The organism is Chryseobacterium sp. S90 (assembly GCF_047444895.1).
GTDB lineage: Bacteria > Bacteroidota > Bacteroidia > Flavobacteriales > Weeksellaceae > Chryseobacterium.
This window is the reverse complement of sequence record NZ_JBLGCX010000006.1, coordinates 279,376-294,592: the sequence shown is the minus strand read 5'-3', so window position 1 is coordinate 294,592 and position 15,217 is coordinate 279,376. Positions and strand designations below refer to the sequence as shown.

At 36.9% G+C, this 15,217-nt stretch carries 14 protein-coding genes and 2 tRNA genes; 14 read left to right on the top strand and 2 right to left on the bottom strand.

Translation table 11 applies throughout. The annotated features are described in order from the left end of the window. Positions 1 to 57: 57 nt before the first annotated feature. Positions 58 to 897: a DUF4822 domain-containing protein gene (locus ACLMCG_RS17230; RefSeq protein WP_413960379.1), complete on the bottom strand. Its 840-nt coding sequence runs from the start codon at positions 895 to 897 to the stop codon at positions 58 to 60. A 293-nt stretch (positions 898 to 1,190) separates the two neighbouring features. On the opposite strand from ACLMCG_RS17230, the gene ACLMCG_RS17225 reads away from it, so the two are divergent. The 6 genes from ACLMCG_RS17225 (at position 1,191) to ACLMCG_RS17200 (ending at position 5,189) form a co-directional block, all read left to right on the top strand. Beyond that, positions 1,191 to 1,904 (top strand): DUF434 domain-containing protein, encoded by a 714-nt coding sequence (locus ACLMCG_RS17225; protein ID WP_413960378.1) that lies wholly within the window; start codon positions 1,191 to 1,193, stop codon positions 1,902 to 1,904. A 2-nt stretch (positions 1,905 to 1,906) separates the two neighbouring features. After that, positions 1,907 to 2,557, top strand: coding sequence for a hypothetical protein (locus ACLMCG_RS17220; RefSeq protein ID WP_413960377.1), 651 nt, complete (start codon positions 1,907 to 1,909; stop codon positions 2,555 to 2,557). Positions 2,558 to 2,688: 131 nt separating this feature from the next. Next, positions 2,689 to 4,053: an SDR family oxidoreductase gene (locus ACLMCG_RS17215; protein WP_413960376.1), complete on the top strand. Its 1,365-nt coding sequence runs from the start codon at positions 2,689 to 2,691 to the stop codon at positions 4,051 to 4,053. 87 nt (positions 4,054 to 4,140) lie between these two features. Then, positions 4,141 to 4,212: transfer RNA gene (locus ACLMCG_RS17210), tRNA-Gly, on the top strand. Positions 4,213 to 4,215: 3 nt separating this feature from the next. Beyond that, a tRNA-Leu gene (locus ACLMCG_RS17205) sits at positions 4,216 to 4,292 on the top strand. A gap of 111 nt (positions 4,293 to 4,403) precedes the next feature. Continuing rightward, entirely contained in the window at positions 4,404 to 5,189 is a 786-nt protein-coding gene (locus tag ACLMCG_RS17200; protein ID WP_413960375.1) for a TatD family hydrolase, read from the top strand. Between the two features lie 60 nt (positions 5,190 to 5,249). Here ACLMCG_RS17200 and deoD read toward each other — a convergent pair whose 3' ends face one another. Then, positions 5,250 to 5,960, bottom strand: coding sequence for a purine-nucleoside phosphorylase (deoD, locus tag ACLMCG_RS17195; RefSeq protein ID WP_047424056.1), 711 nt, complete (start codon positions 5,958 to 5,960; stop codon positions 5,250 to 5,252). A 261-nt stretch (positions 5,961 to 6,221) separates the two neighbouring features. Between deoD and ACLMCG_RS17190 the strand changes: the two genes are divergently transcribed. From ACLMCG_RS17190 to ACLMCG_RS17155, 8 genes are all read left to right on the top strand, one after another. Continuing rightward, positions 6,222 to 6,611: a VOC family protein gene (locus tag ACLMCG_RS17190; protein ID WP_413960374.1), complete on the top strand. Its 390-nt coding sequence runs from the start codon at positions 6,222 to 6,224 to the stop codon at positions 6,609 to 6,611. 334 nt (positions 6,612 to 6,945) lie between these two features. Beyond that, entirely contained in the window at positions 6,946 to 7,602 is a 657-nt protein-coding gene (locus ACLMCG_RS17185; protein WP_413960373.1) for a hypothetical protein, read from the top strand. Further along, on the top strand, positions 7,589 to 8,170 hold the full coding sequence (locus ACLMCG_RS17180; protein ID WP_413960372.1) for a DUF4919 domain-containing protein: 582 nt from the start codon (positions 7,589 to 7,591) through the stop codon (positions 8,168 to 8,170). The genes ACLMCG_RS17185 and ACLMCG_RS17180 overlap by 14 nt, the downstream gene beginning before the upstream one ends. A 12-nt stretch (positions 8,171 to 8,182) precedes the next feature. Further along, positions 8,183 to 9,316 (top strand): AAA family ATPase, encoded by a 1,134-nt coding sequence (locus ACLMCG_RS17175; RefSeq protein ID WP_413960371.1) that lies wholly within the window; start codon positions 8,183 to 8,185, stop codon positions 9,314 to 9,316. After that, the gene (locus tag ACLMCG_RS17170; RefSeq protein ID WP_413960370.1) at positions 9,289 to 10,032 is read left to right on the top strand and encodes a hypothetical protein; all 744 of its coding nucleotides are present in this window, start codon (positions 9,289 to 9,291) and stop codon (positions 10,030 to 10,032) included. The genes ACLMCG_RS17175 and ACLMCG_RS17170 overlap by 28 nt, the downstream gene beginning before the upstream one ends. Next, positions 10,023 to 12,401, top strand: coding sequence for a hypothetical protein (locus ACLMCG_RS17165; protein WP_413960369.1), 2,379 nt, complete (start codon positions 10,023 to 10,025; stop codon positions 12,399 to 12,401). Before ACLMCG_RS17170 ends, ACLMCG_RS17165 begins: the two co-directional genes overlap by 10 nt. Continuing rightward, positions 12,391 to 14,088, top strand: coding sequence for an APC family permease (locus tag ACLMCG_RS17160; protein ID WP_413960368.1), 1,698 nt, complete (start codon positions 12,391 to 12,393; stop codon positions 14,086 to 14,088). The genes ACLMCG_RS17165 and ACLMCG_RS17160 overlap by 11 nt, the downstream gene beginning before the upstream one ends. Next, entirely contained in the window at positions 14,081 to 15,103 is a 1,023-nt protein-coding gene (locus ACLMCG_RS17155; RefSeq protein ID WP_413960367.1) for a hypothetical protein, read from the top strand. The genes ACLMCG_RS17160 and ACLMCG_RS17155 overlap by 8 nt, the downstream gene beginning before the upstream one ends. The last annotated feature ends 114 nt before the right edge of the window (positions 15,104 to 15,217 follow it).

Here is a 15,217-nt window from a genome sequence, read left to right as displayed (position 1 = left end):
TATAAAAACCTGCCCATTACTGAGCAGGTTTCTTCCTTCTTATCAAAAAAATAATCACTACAAAGGTTCCTTATGGTTAACCTTCGTATGAATGATATCGTAAAATACAGCTGGTGTATTGGTATCAGGAGTAATTCTGTAAGTGAACGTTGTTTCATTCAGAACCAGAATATCCACAACACGTGTAAAAGTTGGAGTGGTAAGAGTTCTCTTCTTCCCGTCAGGAGAAATAGACCATGTACCTTCCGATCTCAATACATCATTTAATCCGAAAATTTTAAAAGTTCCATTAGCTTTGAAGTAAGAATATCCTACGAATCCGGCAACACTGGCATCATTTAATGCAACATTATTTCCACTTTTATCTTTCGCACCGGTTGTTTCCCATGGAGTAGAAGCTAATGTAAGCTGTCCGTTGGTGGGTTCCATATGAGAAGTTCTTGTGTGGATGATGTCATAATACACAGAAGGATCACCTGAATTAGGACGGATTCTGTACGTGAATTCATTTTTGTTCAAAACAAGAATCTCAACATCACGGGTGAAAATAGCAGTTCCATCCGGGTTCAATGCGGCAATTGTTCTTGTTTTTCCCTGCGCATCTACAGACCATGTTCCCATAGATCTCAATACATCAGTCAGATTATAGATGGCAAACTTTCCGTCTGCCTTGAAGTAAGCAAAACCTACATATCCGGCCACGCTGGCATCTGTAAGTGCTACACTATTTCCGTTTTTATCTTTAGCTCCGGTAGTTTCCCATGGAGTAGATGAAAGTATCTGTGAGGGAGTCTGCTGTTCAATAATAATTTCATTGTCATCACTTGAACATGCAACGAAAGATGCTGACAACAGTGCCGCTACAGACAGATAACATAATTTTTTCAGTGTATTCATAAGGGTATTTTTTAAGTCTTTGCAAACTTATTTCTAATAAATGTCAAAACGTTGTACAGAATATCTCTTTTGTTGTAGAAAACATAACAGATCATGGAAAGAAATGATAATTCATGCTGAATTCTATTTAATAATATCCATATTGATAACCAATAGTACTATTAATCGGCGTAATTCCCCTCTTTTGGAGGGGTGGCGAAAATTCAAAGAATTTTTGACGGGGTGGTTTTAATATTCCTGGATAAAAACATATTTTTTACCATAATAATTCACCAAAAATTCTATTTTTGAGTATGAATAACAGAAACCGCGGAAAAAACACGGGCGATGATACCTTGTTTGGTTCAGAGAAACAGATCAGTAAACTGAAACTGGCTGTTGAGGACATGCGGTATCTTCTGACCAGAGAGTACCCGGAAAAAGCGACTTCAGACCTTGTTGGTAACCGATATAGATTGAAAACCCGCCAACTACAGGCTTTAAGGGGGGCATCAGCATCAGATTCCCAACTTTCTAACAGAGAATCGAAACATGTAGAAACTTTAGATTTAAAAGGGCAAACGGTTTACCTTGATGGTTTTAATGTTCTGATTTTATTGGAAAGTCTGCTTTCCGAAGCATATATATTTGAAGGATTGGATGGCTGTTTCAGAGACCTTTCCGGAGTTCATGGAACCTATAAAAGAGTTAATCAGACGGTAAGAGCGGTAGAATTGACGGCTGCTTTTTACAAGAAAAATCAGATTCAGAAGCTTGTCTGGATATTTGACAAGCCGGTTTCCAACAGCGGACGGATTAAACAGATTATTCTTGAATTTGCTGAACAGCACCAACTCAACTGGGAAGCAGATCTGCAGTTTAGTCCGGATAAATTTCTGGCTGAAAGTTCAGAAATTATTATTTCTTCTGATGCCTGGATTCTTGATCACTGTAAAAAATGGTTTAATCTGATTGGTTATCTGATTCAGGAAGAAAATCTTTCTGTTAATCTCATCAAAACGAAGTAAGTATGAATTTGTTTCAACCTTACATTCCTCTGTTTTCAGAAACATGGAAAAGCAGATATAAAGCTGTTTTAGCAGAAGAACATCTGGAAGCTCTGGGGGAAAATATTAGTAGATTTAAGCAAAATACTTTAGAGTTACACTTTCCTTATTTTAATGAAGAAATAATCATTGACAGGAAAGAAAGCTTTGAAAAATTTATCACCATTATTGAAAGTAACAATTCAGATGAGGTGAAAACACAACTTTTGGAAACAATTCCTTTTGAACATTGGCTGAATATCTTAGGACAAAGATTAACCTCAGCAAGCATTCGTGATGAAAATGGGATTCCACCCTTGAAAACAACGCTGATCAATGCATGTCAGGAACCTTTCAATAGTGAAATTACCATTGTACAGAGAGCATGGGAAAAACATATTGGAAGAATGAATGACGACTTTTGGGGAGAAATCAAAGGAAACAATCAAGAGAAACAGGAAAAAGTAATGGCGAAAATCCTTGATATCCTTGACAATAGAACCTGGTGGAATGTTTTCTTCCATTACAAACACAAACTGGTTTTTGAAGTCAGAGAACAAGATGGCCACGGAATCCGCTGGAGCCATGGAGGAACAAAGTTAATCGGCTTTCTGGAAAAATTTCTTAACGAATAAATCTGTACCAACTGCGGGAAAATAAAAAATCTCAGATTATAGTAAGCGTTCACCTATATTTTTAGTCTTTTTTTATTGCGTAAAAACATTGCGCAGAATACTTATAGTTTTGCAGACATAAATCAGAAGCTATGAATCAATCAGACCAAAGATTTTCAACCGAAGAATGGGAAACATGTCTCAAGGTTTTGAATGCCTTGAAAGAAAACCCTTTCCTGAATCCTGATAATAAAATATTTTCAGGGCTGATTACAAAAATTCATAAAAGTGCCAAAAAACAAAGCCGTCATGGGAATTATTCAGAAATGAAATCTCATGACCTGGCGGTGAATTCTGCCTCTGTATTGATGCAGAAGGCATTGGCAGGCGTTTCTGATTTTTATGATGATGAAAAAGAAGAAGTACAACTTACAAAACTTCAGATTCCCAAAAACTGCTACTGCTGTAACCAGAGTTATCAGTATGCACATTCTTTTTATTCCAGATTATGTCCTGTCTGTGCTGAAGAAAACTATGAAAAACGTTTTGAAACGGCAGATCTTACAGGAAGAAACGTAATCCTTACAGGAGGAAGAGTGAAGGTAGGTTTTGCCACCGCATTGAAAGTATTGAGAAACGGGGCCAATTTGGTTTTGACAACCCGTTTTCCGGCACTGGCGATGGAATTGATGCAGCAGGAAGCAGATTATGACAACTGGAAAGACAGGTTGTGGATTTACGGTCTGGATTTAAGAAATCTAAAAGCTATTCAGGATTTTATCAATTTTTATAAATTCAATTTTGATACGCTGGATATCCTGATCAATAATGCTGCCCAGACCATAAAATATCCCGATGAATATTATCTTCCGATTATAAAACGTGAAAAAGAAAAACTTGTAGAATTTAAAAATATTCAGACTCTGATTCCGAATCAGACAGAAATTTCAAGCGAAACAGCAAAACTGGAATATGCCCAAAATGAAGAAACTCAGGTAGAACTTACCCGTTTTGGACAGCCTGTGGATAACAGAGACAAAACCAGCTGGAATTCTACTTTGGAGGAAGTTTCCATGTATGAGCTGGTGGAAGTAAATCTCATCAATCATATAGCGCCTTACTTCCTGATTAAAGAATTGAAGCCATTAATGAAAAACTCAGTATTTAAAGAAAAATTTATCATCAATGTAACCTCATCAGAAGGAATTTTCAGCTATGAAAATAAAACGGTTTTTCACCCGCATACCAATATGACAAAGGCCGCTCTGAATATGATGACATTGACGTCTGCAAAAGAATTTGAAAATGATCAGATCTATATGAGTGCTGTAGACGTAGGATGGATTTCCACAGGAGCGAAGGAAAGTCTCAGAAAAAAACAGTTTGAAATGGGATATATTCCGCCGCTGGATTCAGTAGATGGAGCAGCGAGAATTCTGCATCCTGTGATAGAAGGAATAAAAGGAAATTATCTGAGTGGAATTTTATTGAAAAATTATAAAGTTCATACCTGGTAAAATCCATACGGAGATAATAGTAATAATGGAAAAATACATTTTGCTGAAATGAGTTGCAGGTTCGATTCCTGCTTATCTCCCATCATAGAAACGGTAGCTCAACGGAAGAGCGTTGGCCTTCCACGCCAGAGGCTGCGGGTTCAATTCCCGCCCGTTTCACAGGAGTACATAGTTTAAAAGGAGAAAAATACGTCTAAGAAACGGACGAGTTGCAGGTTCAAATCCTGCTGTACCTCCCAAATATAAATAATGGAGATAATAGTTTAAATGGAAAAATCATTCCTGCACAGAATGGTTGCGTGTTCGAATCACGCTTATCTCCCTAAGAAAATATCATAAAATAAAACAAAATGAACACTTACATTGATATTGGCATTAATCTGACCAATAAACAGTTCTATAATGAACACGAAGAAATTATCAACCGAGCCTTGGACCAGGGAGTAGAACATATGATTCTTACAGGAACCAGCGTGAGAGGAAGTAAAGAATCTGCTGAGATTGCAGAAGAATATCCGGAAATTTTATTTTCGACAGCCGGAATTCACCCTCACGATGCCAAATCGTTTAATGGAGAAAGTATTTCCGAACTCAGGAAATTATTAAAACAGGATCATGTAATTTCAGTAGGTGAGTGCGGACTGGATTTTGACCGTGATTTTTCCCCCAGACCTGCTCAGGAAAAATGTTATAAAGCCCAGCTGGAACTGGCTATAGAAGTCAATAAACCACTTTTTCTTCATGAAAGATCCGCATTTAAAAGATTTAATGACATCACAGATGAATACCTTTCCCAATTACCCGAAGCCGTTGTACATTGCTTTACCGGAACATTGGATGAAGCGAAGATCTATCTGGACAAAGGATTTTATTTAGGATTTACCGGAGCTATCAGTGATGAGAAAAGATTTAAACATCTCGAAGACGTTATAAAATATATTCCTCTTGACAGGGTGATGATTGAAACAGATGCGCCATTTATGCTTCCGAAAAATATGCCCAGAATGCAGAACAGACGAAATGAACCCTCCTTTTTACCTTATGTAGCACAAACAATTGCTCATTTGAAGAGAATCAGTATTTCCGATGTCGCAGACGAGACTACAGAAACGGCAAGAAATTTTTTCAGACTATAAAAAAGAGCTCTACTGATAAAGTAAAGCTCTTTTTTTATAAACAAATTTGTCTTTCTACTTTTACAGACTCTTTATTGCTGATTCCAAAGCCAGTTCCATCATTGGATTCAAAGCTTTTTCTCTTTCGTCAGCAGAGATTTTTTCATGCGTAGGAATGATATCCGTTACGGTAAGAATAGTCGCTGCATTTTTTCCTAAGTGCTGAGCATTGGCAAATAAACCGAACGCTTCCATTTCTACAGCAGGGCAGTTGTATTTTGTAGCAATTTCAGGAGTAGCAGGATCTTTTCTGTAGAAAATATCACTACTGTGGATATTAATAGCCTTAGCGTTTAATGATAATTCTTTAGCCGTTTCATTGATGGTACCAAAGATATTTCCCTGGTGAGGAAGGATTTCATCCTCAATTCCCCATGCATATTTGGCATAAGTACTTTCGCTGGCAGCATTTTCAATATTTAAAATATCAAAAAGTTTAAGATCCGTATTGTAAGCACCACAAGTCCCGATTCTGATAATCGTCTCTACTTCATATTCTGTAAATAACTCAAAAGAATAGATCCCGATACTTGGGAAACCCATTCCACTAGCTCCTACAGTGATCTCTTTTCCTTTATAAAGACCTGTATAATAAAAAATTCCTCTGGTTTTACTTACCAGCTTAGCATTTTCTAAATAATTTTCAGCAATATACTGTGCACGAAGCGGATCCCCCGGCTGCAATACTACTTTGGCAATTTCTCCTTTTTTTGCACTGATGTGAATACTCATAATGTTATTTTGAATGGAGCAAAGATAATAACTTTTAGATTGTCCCCATGATTACGATAATGGAAACAAGGAAGCCTTCTCAGATCAACAGAATATATAAGATGTTATCAATAAATGCTTTAAATAATACGATATATGCAGTCTTTTGTATAATTCAAAACGTAATCTGGTAAATACAGAACAATAAAAGAATAAAATGGAGCAGGTATGATGGAAGCAGTCAGGCTAGTTTTGCAGAAGTAAAACAATAAAATTTTAAAAATGAAAATTGAGCATATTGCCATCTGGGTTAAAGACCTTGAAAAATCCAGAGCATTTTATCAGAAATATTTCGGAGCTGTTTCCAATGAGAAATACCACAATTCTGTCAAAAACTTTCAGTCTTACTTTTTAAGCTTTGATAATGGCTGCCGTCTTGAAATTATGACCAAACCGGATCTCAGAGAAAGCAAAAATTCTTACGAATCCCAACAGTATGGAATCATCCATCTTGCATTTTCAGTAGACAGCAAAGAAAAAGTAGATGAACTTACAGAGACGTTAAGAAAAGACGGATATACAGTTGCGGGAGAACCACGTACCACCGGAGACGGTTATTATGAAAGCGTAATCCTTGACCCGGAAAACAATATTATTGAAATCGTAGCCTAAACCGTCATTACGGGAAGCTTCAGCGATGAAGCAATCTCTTAATAGGTTGGAAAACGCAAAGGCGCAAAACTTAATCAGTGCTGTGTATTAAGTCGCAAGGATTTATCTCCGATAAAATTAATACTACAAATTATAATCCTAATAAAGCAAATTATTGAGTCTTATCCTTGCTGAAAATCTCTGATTTTCTAGCGCCTTAAAAACAGTATAAAGATTTCAGCTTAGCGTCTTTGCGTTTTCCAACCTTATAATTACTCCAAAGAATCCATATTTAACATGAATCTTCACTTTAAAAATTTTATTCTCAGCGAAATAATTTTATTTTTGTTAGATCATGGAAACCAAGTCACCGTTTTTAGACACGATCTTTTTGCTTCGTAAGGAGGAATGTATTACCCTCTTCTCAAGCTTACAGCAAATTTCCCCTCAGGAAGAGGCGGAAGCAGGAGATTATTTTGAAACAGAATTTGAAAAAGAAAGACTGGAGTTTCTATCTGACCAACTTACCTGTAATAAGGGAACTGCCGTATGGGCAGCAAAAATTCTCTATCACAGCACACAGCTTTATCTGATCAGAGAAAACACAGAGAAAAATATTGAAAATCTTATTCCCGCATTTAAAGGAAATCGGGATATCTCTTCTATCTTATCCGCAGACTTATCATTGAGGTTTTTACCACAAGTTATTGTTGCTTTAAACTCTGTAGATCCGGAAGATCCTTTAATTGCCATGCTGGAAAATATTCTGACACAGTTTCATTATTCAGGAATCGGGTATGATCTCGATCTGAAAAATATCAATTGGCAGGAAGAATTGAAAGACACAACCTATAGAAAACTCTACCTGGAAAGAATTGTTGAAAAAAAAGATTATAAACTGGCGGAAATTCCGTTCATCAATAAACTCATAACAGCCGAATTCGGAATTCACAAAGACGCATTCTGGCGAGAACTAAAAACTATAACCGAGGAAAACAATGAAAACGTATGAGAAAGTATTTGAATTTTTAACAGATCCTACAAAAGAAACATTCCTGAAATGCCGTGAGCTGGTAATCAATGACCCTGAATATGACCCTTATTCCGAAGACATTGAAAACATCCAGAATTTACTCAATGAAGGAAAATTTGAAGAAGTTATACAATATGTAAATGTCAATATTCTGTTAAGCCCGAGAGCCCATATTTATAAATATTTTGCATACAAGGAATTGGGTGATGAAAAAGGAAGGAATATTGAAATGACAATCGCTCAGATCATTTTTGAATGTCTTGAAAAAACCGGAGACGGAACCAAAGAATCTCCCTATATTATTACAAGAATTTCTGACGAAAGGGATTTAGTAAGGCATCACCTCAACAAACAGGACGTATCCCAAAATCTGGTTAAAGATGGAGATAAAATCATGGATATCCTTACACTTGATGACGGAACGCAACTGTACTTTGATATCAAAGATCCTTATCAGAGACTCGCTTTTTCATTCAGTAAAAGAAATGAACAGGCAGAAAGTAAAGACGAAGAGAAACCCCACAAGAAAAAATGGTGGAAATTTTAATTTTTTAAATCAATGAACCAGAATATCAATCAACTCAATACAGTCCTTACCTACGTAAAAGAAACCTTTGTAGGTAAAAATGATGTCGTAGATCTGTTGGGAATCTGCCTTTTGGCAAGAGAAAATGCTTTTTTATACGGTCCTCCGGGGACTGCAAAATCGGCGATTGTCAGAACGTTGGCAAAAACCGTAAAAGATGGAAAAAACTTTGAATATTTATTAACCCGCTTTACAGAACCGAACGAAATTTTCGGACCTTTTGATATCAGAAAACTGAAAGAAGGAGAACTTCTGACCAATACGGAAGGAATGATGCCTGAAGCTTCCATGGTTTTCCTGGATGAAATCTTCAACGCCAACTCTGCTATTCTGAATTCCCTTCTGATGGCACTTAACGAGAAGATTTTTAAAAGAGGGAAAGAAACAAAACACTTACCTGCACTGATGTTTGTGGGGGCAAGTAACGTTCTTCCCGAAGATGAAGCATTGAACGCATTGTTTGACCGTTTTCTGGTGAGAATTAATGTAGATTATGTAAAGCCTGAACTGTTACAACAGGTGCTTTTAGCCGGAAGAAAACTGGAGAACCAGGAAGAAGTGGAAATTCCGGAAATTCATGCCGATGAGATCAGACAGCTTCAGAACCTGTGCCGAACCATAGACCTTAAACCAATCTATGAAGTTTATCTGAATACCATTATGAGTCTTCGGAATACAGGAATTGCCATCTCAGACCGTAGAGCCGTGAAGCTTCAGAACCTGATTGCTGCAAGTGCCCTGATCTGTGGAAGAAAAGAAGCCGTGCTTTCTGACCTCTGGGTATTGAAGCATATCTGGGATACCGAAGAACAGATTGAAATTCTGGAGGGAATTATCAACAGGACCATAGAGAAAGACGATCATCCGGATTCCCATCCACAGGCGATGCACAACAAAACTCCCAATCCCGAGGAAGTCATGAAAGATGTGGCAATTCTTGTGGAAAAATGGAATGGCGGAATGCTGAGCTTTGAAGAACAGAATGTAATAAAAGATAAACTGAGATATCTGCAGACCCGTTGTGACTGGATCAGAAATCCTGAACAGAAGCAGTATATCCAGCAAGAAATTGAAAGCTTATGGCAGAAGATCCTTCAAAGCGTTTAAAAGAATTCTGGGCAGAACTTCCCCGTGCCGATGAAGACTTTCTGGGCTCCATCAGAGACTGGAAAAACATTCAGATTGCATTGGATGAAGAAACAATCTGGCTGAAAGGCTTTACCGATGAACAGGCAGAATCTCCGGAAGTACAGCAGTTACCGGACTTTATCCTGTATGAGCTTCGTGATGGCCTTTTATTCAGGAAAGAAGCTTTGGTTCCGAGTAAAAAAATGAGGACAGCATTACTTTGGATATCCATAGACAAGGCATTACAGCTTACCTTCCCACCTTCCAATCAAAACTATTTTGGAATTCAGGAACAGGTTCGGGTAAGATTAAAAGAAAGTAATGAAGAGAAGCCTGTAATCGCTTTATTAAGCAATATTGCTGATATTAAAGAAAGTATAGCAGCATTACCAAAGTTTAAACTGGAAAAAATAAAATGGACTGTTTTAGGAAATAAAACCCTGTTTATAGGCATTCCATTATTAAGCTTTCCCGGAAAAACCTATTGGACAAAAGACAGACATTTACTGCCGGCCGGTCTGGATTTTGAATTTAAAAATCTGAGTACGCTTTTACAGCAGAAATATAATAAAGAGCCGGAAGGATGGTTGCTTTGGGATGAAAACGGAAATTATCTTTTAATAAAAGAAACAGATTTCCGTCCTTTATCTATAAGTTCATTCCGTCTTACAGAAAAATCAAGAGAATGGAATTAAAGTTCTATTTCCAGTCCTATGAAAATTACTTTTGGGAATGGAAAACTGATGAAGATGTTCCCGGTGATTCCGGGTATCATGAAAACAATCTCCTCTCGGTTCCGGGAGTGGGAGCGATAGCTTACAGGCCTTATGTGATGGAGATTCTCAAAGAACTTCAACCACAGGGATGGCCTCCCTTTGGAGCGTTGCTGATGGTTTTGTATGCTATGCAGGATGGCTATATTGATTTTGTCGGTCCATTAAGACGTACCGCTGAGTTTTATAGTGGAGAAGACGCAGAATTCAATGTGGAAAAACAAATTGAATTTCTTGAAAAGATTCAATCACTTCCCAATGTTTATAAGCAGAAACAAAACAGAATTGTACTGCTGCAGACCTTATTCAGCAATGGTCATAACAGGGTGGCCTCTCTTCATGCGGATATTTATTTAAAGATCTATTATAAACGACCGCAGGAAATTGCTATCAGTGCAGAAAAACAAGACGAAGGTTCAATAGCTTTAAACAAAGATCTGAGTGCTTTGAATCTGAATGAAAAATTTCCTACAGTACAATCCATCATTGATGCAATGAAAGGTTTGATCGACGAGCCTGAGCTGGATGATGAGGTGGTAGAAGAAGAAACAACAGCAGATACGGATAAAGATTTCATCAAAGAATTAATTGAAGAACCAAAGACATTTCAGGTAGGAAGCCTCATCAAAAGAATATGGAGCGGTCTGAAAATTCCTATGCGCCACCTTTCTCCCGGGGAACAACCTATCGGAGGAATTTCTGATATGACCAACAAAGGTGATTTTCACAGGATGCTTCTCTCCGAATTTGCTAATGAAGATGAGGTTTTCATGAATCGGGTAGCCAATAATGAAGCACTTTATATTCAAAGAGAAATTCCGCCCGAAGAAAATATTTTTGAAAGAATTATTCTCATTGATACTTCCCTCAGAAACTGGGGGATACCGAAAGTATTGGCTTTTGCCTCTGCAATTGCTGTGATCAAACATCCGAAGGCTCATTCTGAATGTAAAGTTTTTGCCCTAGGACAGGCAGGTGTTCCTATTTCCCTTAATAAAGTAGAGGCAGTGGTTGAAAACCTCAATCAGGTGAGTCCGGTTCTGGAAGTTTCCGAAGCGTTGGAACATTTTTTTAATCAGGAACATACTGAAAAAGATATTGAAGTTTTCTTCATTACCCATGAGGAGAATATGGAGGATGAAAAAGTGCAGCGGGTAGTTCATCAGAACAGAGACAGGCTTAAGTTTCTGGTGACTACAACATCAGATGGTGAAATTAATTTTTATAAACATCATAAAGGAGCCAGAAAACATATTCAGAAAATAAAACTTCCATTACAGGAACTTTGGGCCAATCCGCCACAGCAAAAACAGTCCGTTCATAATTTCAATGGAAAGAAAACCGATCTTCCGCAAAATTATCCTGTCTTATTTCCAACTCCTGTTAATAAGATTGCCAAGTTTTTATATGATGGCGAATTTTTCATTCTTAGTTCTAAAAAACAATTATTGAAGACTTATCTTTCTGATAATTATTACGACAAACATTCCTATGATTACTATAAAACACATCACGGCTGTGAAGTTCTGTTTGATAACATTTCCATAAAACCTAAAGGACAGTTTGCCCTTGCAAAAAACAAGCGGCAGCATTTTATTCTGTGCCAGTATCAGCATGATCAGAAATTAATATCAAAGCTTAACCTTAATACAAGAGAATATTCCGAGCAGAATCTTACAGGGATGAATATTCCGGAGTCGTACAAACTGATTTATTTTGGACGGAGCTTTTATCTTCATCATCCGGATAATTCTACCCACTATAAAATAAACATGGAGGGAAATATCTCTGTAGAACCTATTACCGGAAAAGATAAAGAGTTTGAAAAAAATAATATAAAAGCTGAAGCCGAAGTTGCGAAACTGAAGGGAAGCGGATTGAGAATTATCAATAATTTTAACAAAATAGGAATCAATCAATATGAAAATCTGGTTATTTCCGGACATGAATTGTACAGTTCTTCAGAAAACACACTGGATTTTTCCAAAAATAAATATGATATTAAAATTTTTGCTGAGCAGAACAAAAATAAATTTACATTTCCCGATGGAAGCGAAATTATTACAGACTCACGGGGAATGCTGACTTTCCGAAGCAGTAACAAAAGTATCGAAGAATTTTTTATTCCTTCCACGGCTCATGGGTTTCTCTCTTTGGCAACCTATACAGAATTTGGCGGATCAGAATATTATCTTCCGGAACATGCCTTGCTGAAAGTAAGAACAATGGATGATATGTGTGACAGGTTTTTAAAACCGTTTATAGAACAGATTTTGGATTATGGAGCTTAGAATAAAACCTTTCCCGAAAAATAATTATCCCAAAAAGGGGCTTTTGATCAGAGGCTCTTCACCTGTGGTATGGCTTCAGGAAATGGAAACGCTTGGTATTAATTTAAGCCATGTAAGAACTTATGCAATTCCTGCTAACAGTCCTAATATGCTCTATGGTTGTTTCCTTGTTTTTGACGACCATGCTCCGCAGGAAATAGGTAGAAATGCTTACTTTCAATGTATAGACAACAGGCTTTTCATTCCTGAAAACACTACTTTTTATCCCAAAATAAATACAGAAGACTGGGCACAGCTTGATTCCCGCTTTCTGGTTATGCATCCTGAATTCGGACTCGTAAAACTCTCTGAAGAAATCGAATGGATTTCATTAATTCAACAGCCTGGTATTATAGACGAAAACATCAGAAAACCGCTGAACGGAGTTTCAATTCCTCAAAAAATTGAAAGCTATACCGTTGAAATAGATGATGAAAAAGTAATGGAAGCCTTACAGCCAAAACAAACCGAAGAAGAATGGATGAATAACCTTCCGTTTGATCTTAAAAAAGTAATGGCCGGAAATAAAAAGGAAATAGAAAAGTACTTACAATATATTGAAAAATATCCTGAAAGAGCAGTAGAACTGGGTGTTTCGCTTGATGTGATGGGTACTTCCAGAGGTGACGGCTTTGGCAAATTTACCTGGCTGGAAGGGTTATTTGGCGGAGGTTCAAGAGGTAAAACCGAAAGTCCCGGAACAAGAAACTTTCGCAGAATATTCTGGGCGGTAATTATTGTGGCTATAGTCTTAAAGATTGCATTGCCTTCAGATAAAGATAACCCCGGACAGGAAGAAAATACAACCTCTTCCGGAAAAATTGAAAATAATGCTGTGCAAGCTCCTTCTGATATGATTGCTTTCCAGTCCGGGACCTCAGAAATTGATCTGAAAATAGATTCTATATATCATCAGGAGAGAAAAGAATTGTCCAAAGAACTGGTTCACGCCGGGATCATAGAATCCAAAACAAAAGAAGACAAAGAAAATTATAAAAAAGCTGGTGGAAGAGAGGTCAGTGAAATAGGGAGAGATATCGGAAAGCTTGTGAATAAAGAAAAACAAAGCCGGGATTCTCTTAAAACCATTTATACCCAAAAGATCACAAAGCACCTTGAACAGAAATCTGAAAAGCTGGAACGTAAAATTTCAGATTCTCTCAAGCAGTATACCAAAGGAAAACCTGTAAACGGGGAAGTCGTAAAATTTCTGTTGAAAAAGAAAAAAGCTTTGATGGCCGATTCTTTGGGTAAACTTTACGGAACATTGGATATCGTAGACCCTTCTTCAGCTTCCATTGATAAATCAAAAGTGAAAGCTGTGGGGAAGGAAGGAATTGCATTGGATAAAAAAGCCCCGGTTTCAGATATTATGTATATGGTTATCCTGATGATTGCAGGAGTAGGACTGTATTTGTTCTTGTTTAAAAATAAATCGTTGAACCTTGGCGGTGATAATGTACCTGCATGGGTGAAATTTATTTTAATAGCAATCCTTGTCGCGATGCTGGTGTACCTATTTTATCCGTTGGTAAAAATGTTTGGCTACAACTGGTTTGTATGGGTGCTGGTGATCTGTGTGATGCTGCTCCTTTATCGCCTGTTCAGAGAAGATAAAACCATTTTAAAATCCGATGATGATGAATAAACAGAAATTTATAGACAAATTTATGGCAGCATTTGTACTGCTGGCCATATTTAAGGTCATCGGAATCGTTGCCCAGCTATTCCATGAAAGCTTCTGGAGCGTGGTCGGAACATTAGGAATCTTCCTAATTGTAGCCTTTATTATCCTTCTTGTGATCAGATCCTTAAAAGATAAAGAACAGAACAACAGAAATTCAACAGGAAGAAAAGGCAGTGGAAGCAGTAATTTTTATCTGGAAAACTCACTTTTTGACAGAATCCGTAGCAAATACGAAGAACTCGCCGAAAAATATATTGCGGAAAACGATTATAGAAAAGCAGCAAGAGTTTATATGAATTTGTTGCAGGATAATTACAGAGGTGCAAAAACACTTGAAAATGGCGGGTTCTATAATGAAGCAGCTGTAGTATACCTTAAGAAACTGAACAATAAATCCGATGCAGCAGTTTGCTATGAAAAGGCAAAGCAATACAAAAAGGCAATTGACCTTTATAAAGATATGGAGCAGAAAGAAAAAGTAGGTGATCTCTATAAAGAAATCAACGATCTTAAAAATGCCCACCATTATTATCAAATAGTTGCAGATGACTATACAATCAATAACCAGATGGTAAAAGCTTCCCTGATATACCGTAAAAAAATGGAAAAAGCTGAAGAGGCACAAAAAGTACTGCTGAAAGGATGGGAAGAAGACAGAGACGCTTTCAATTGTTTGAATAACTATTTTGCCAATATTTTTGATGTTAAAAAACTGGAATCTGAAATACAGCATTTATATCAGAAAACTCCGACTCACAAAAAGATTACTTATCTGGAGGCTCTGAAATATGAATTTAGAAAAGATCCGAAATTACATACCGTCACAAGAAATATAGCCTACGAAATCATTGCTGAAAAAGTTGCTACCCGTTCAGAAATTGTGAATGAGCTAAAATATTTTAATCCCAATGATGATGTCATTCTTAAAGATATTTCGAGATTTAAAACCGGAAGGAATAAGATGTTTAGAAATTAAAGATTGAAAGATTGAAGAATTTAAAAATTAAAAGAAAAATTTTGCTTCATTAAATCAATGTAATTATTTGCATTATTCAGAACAATATTATTAACGGTATTAAATTTTATCGGA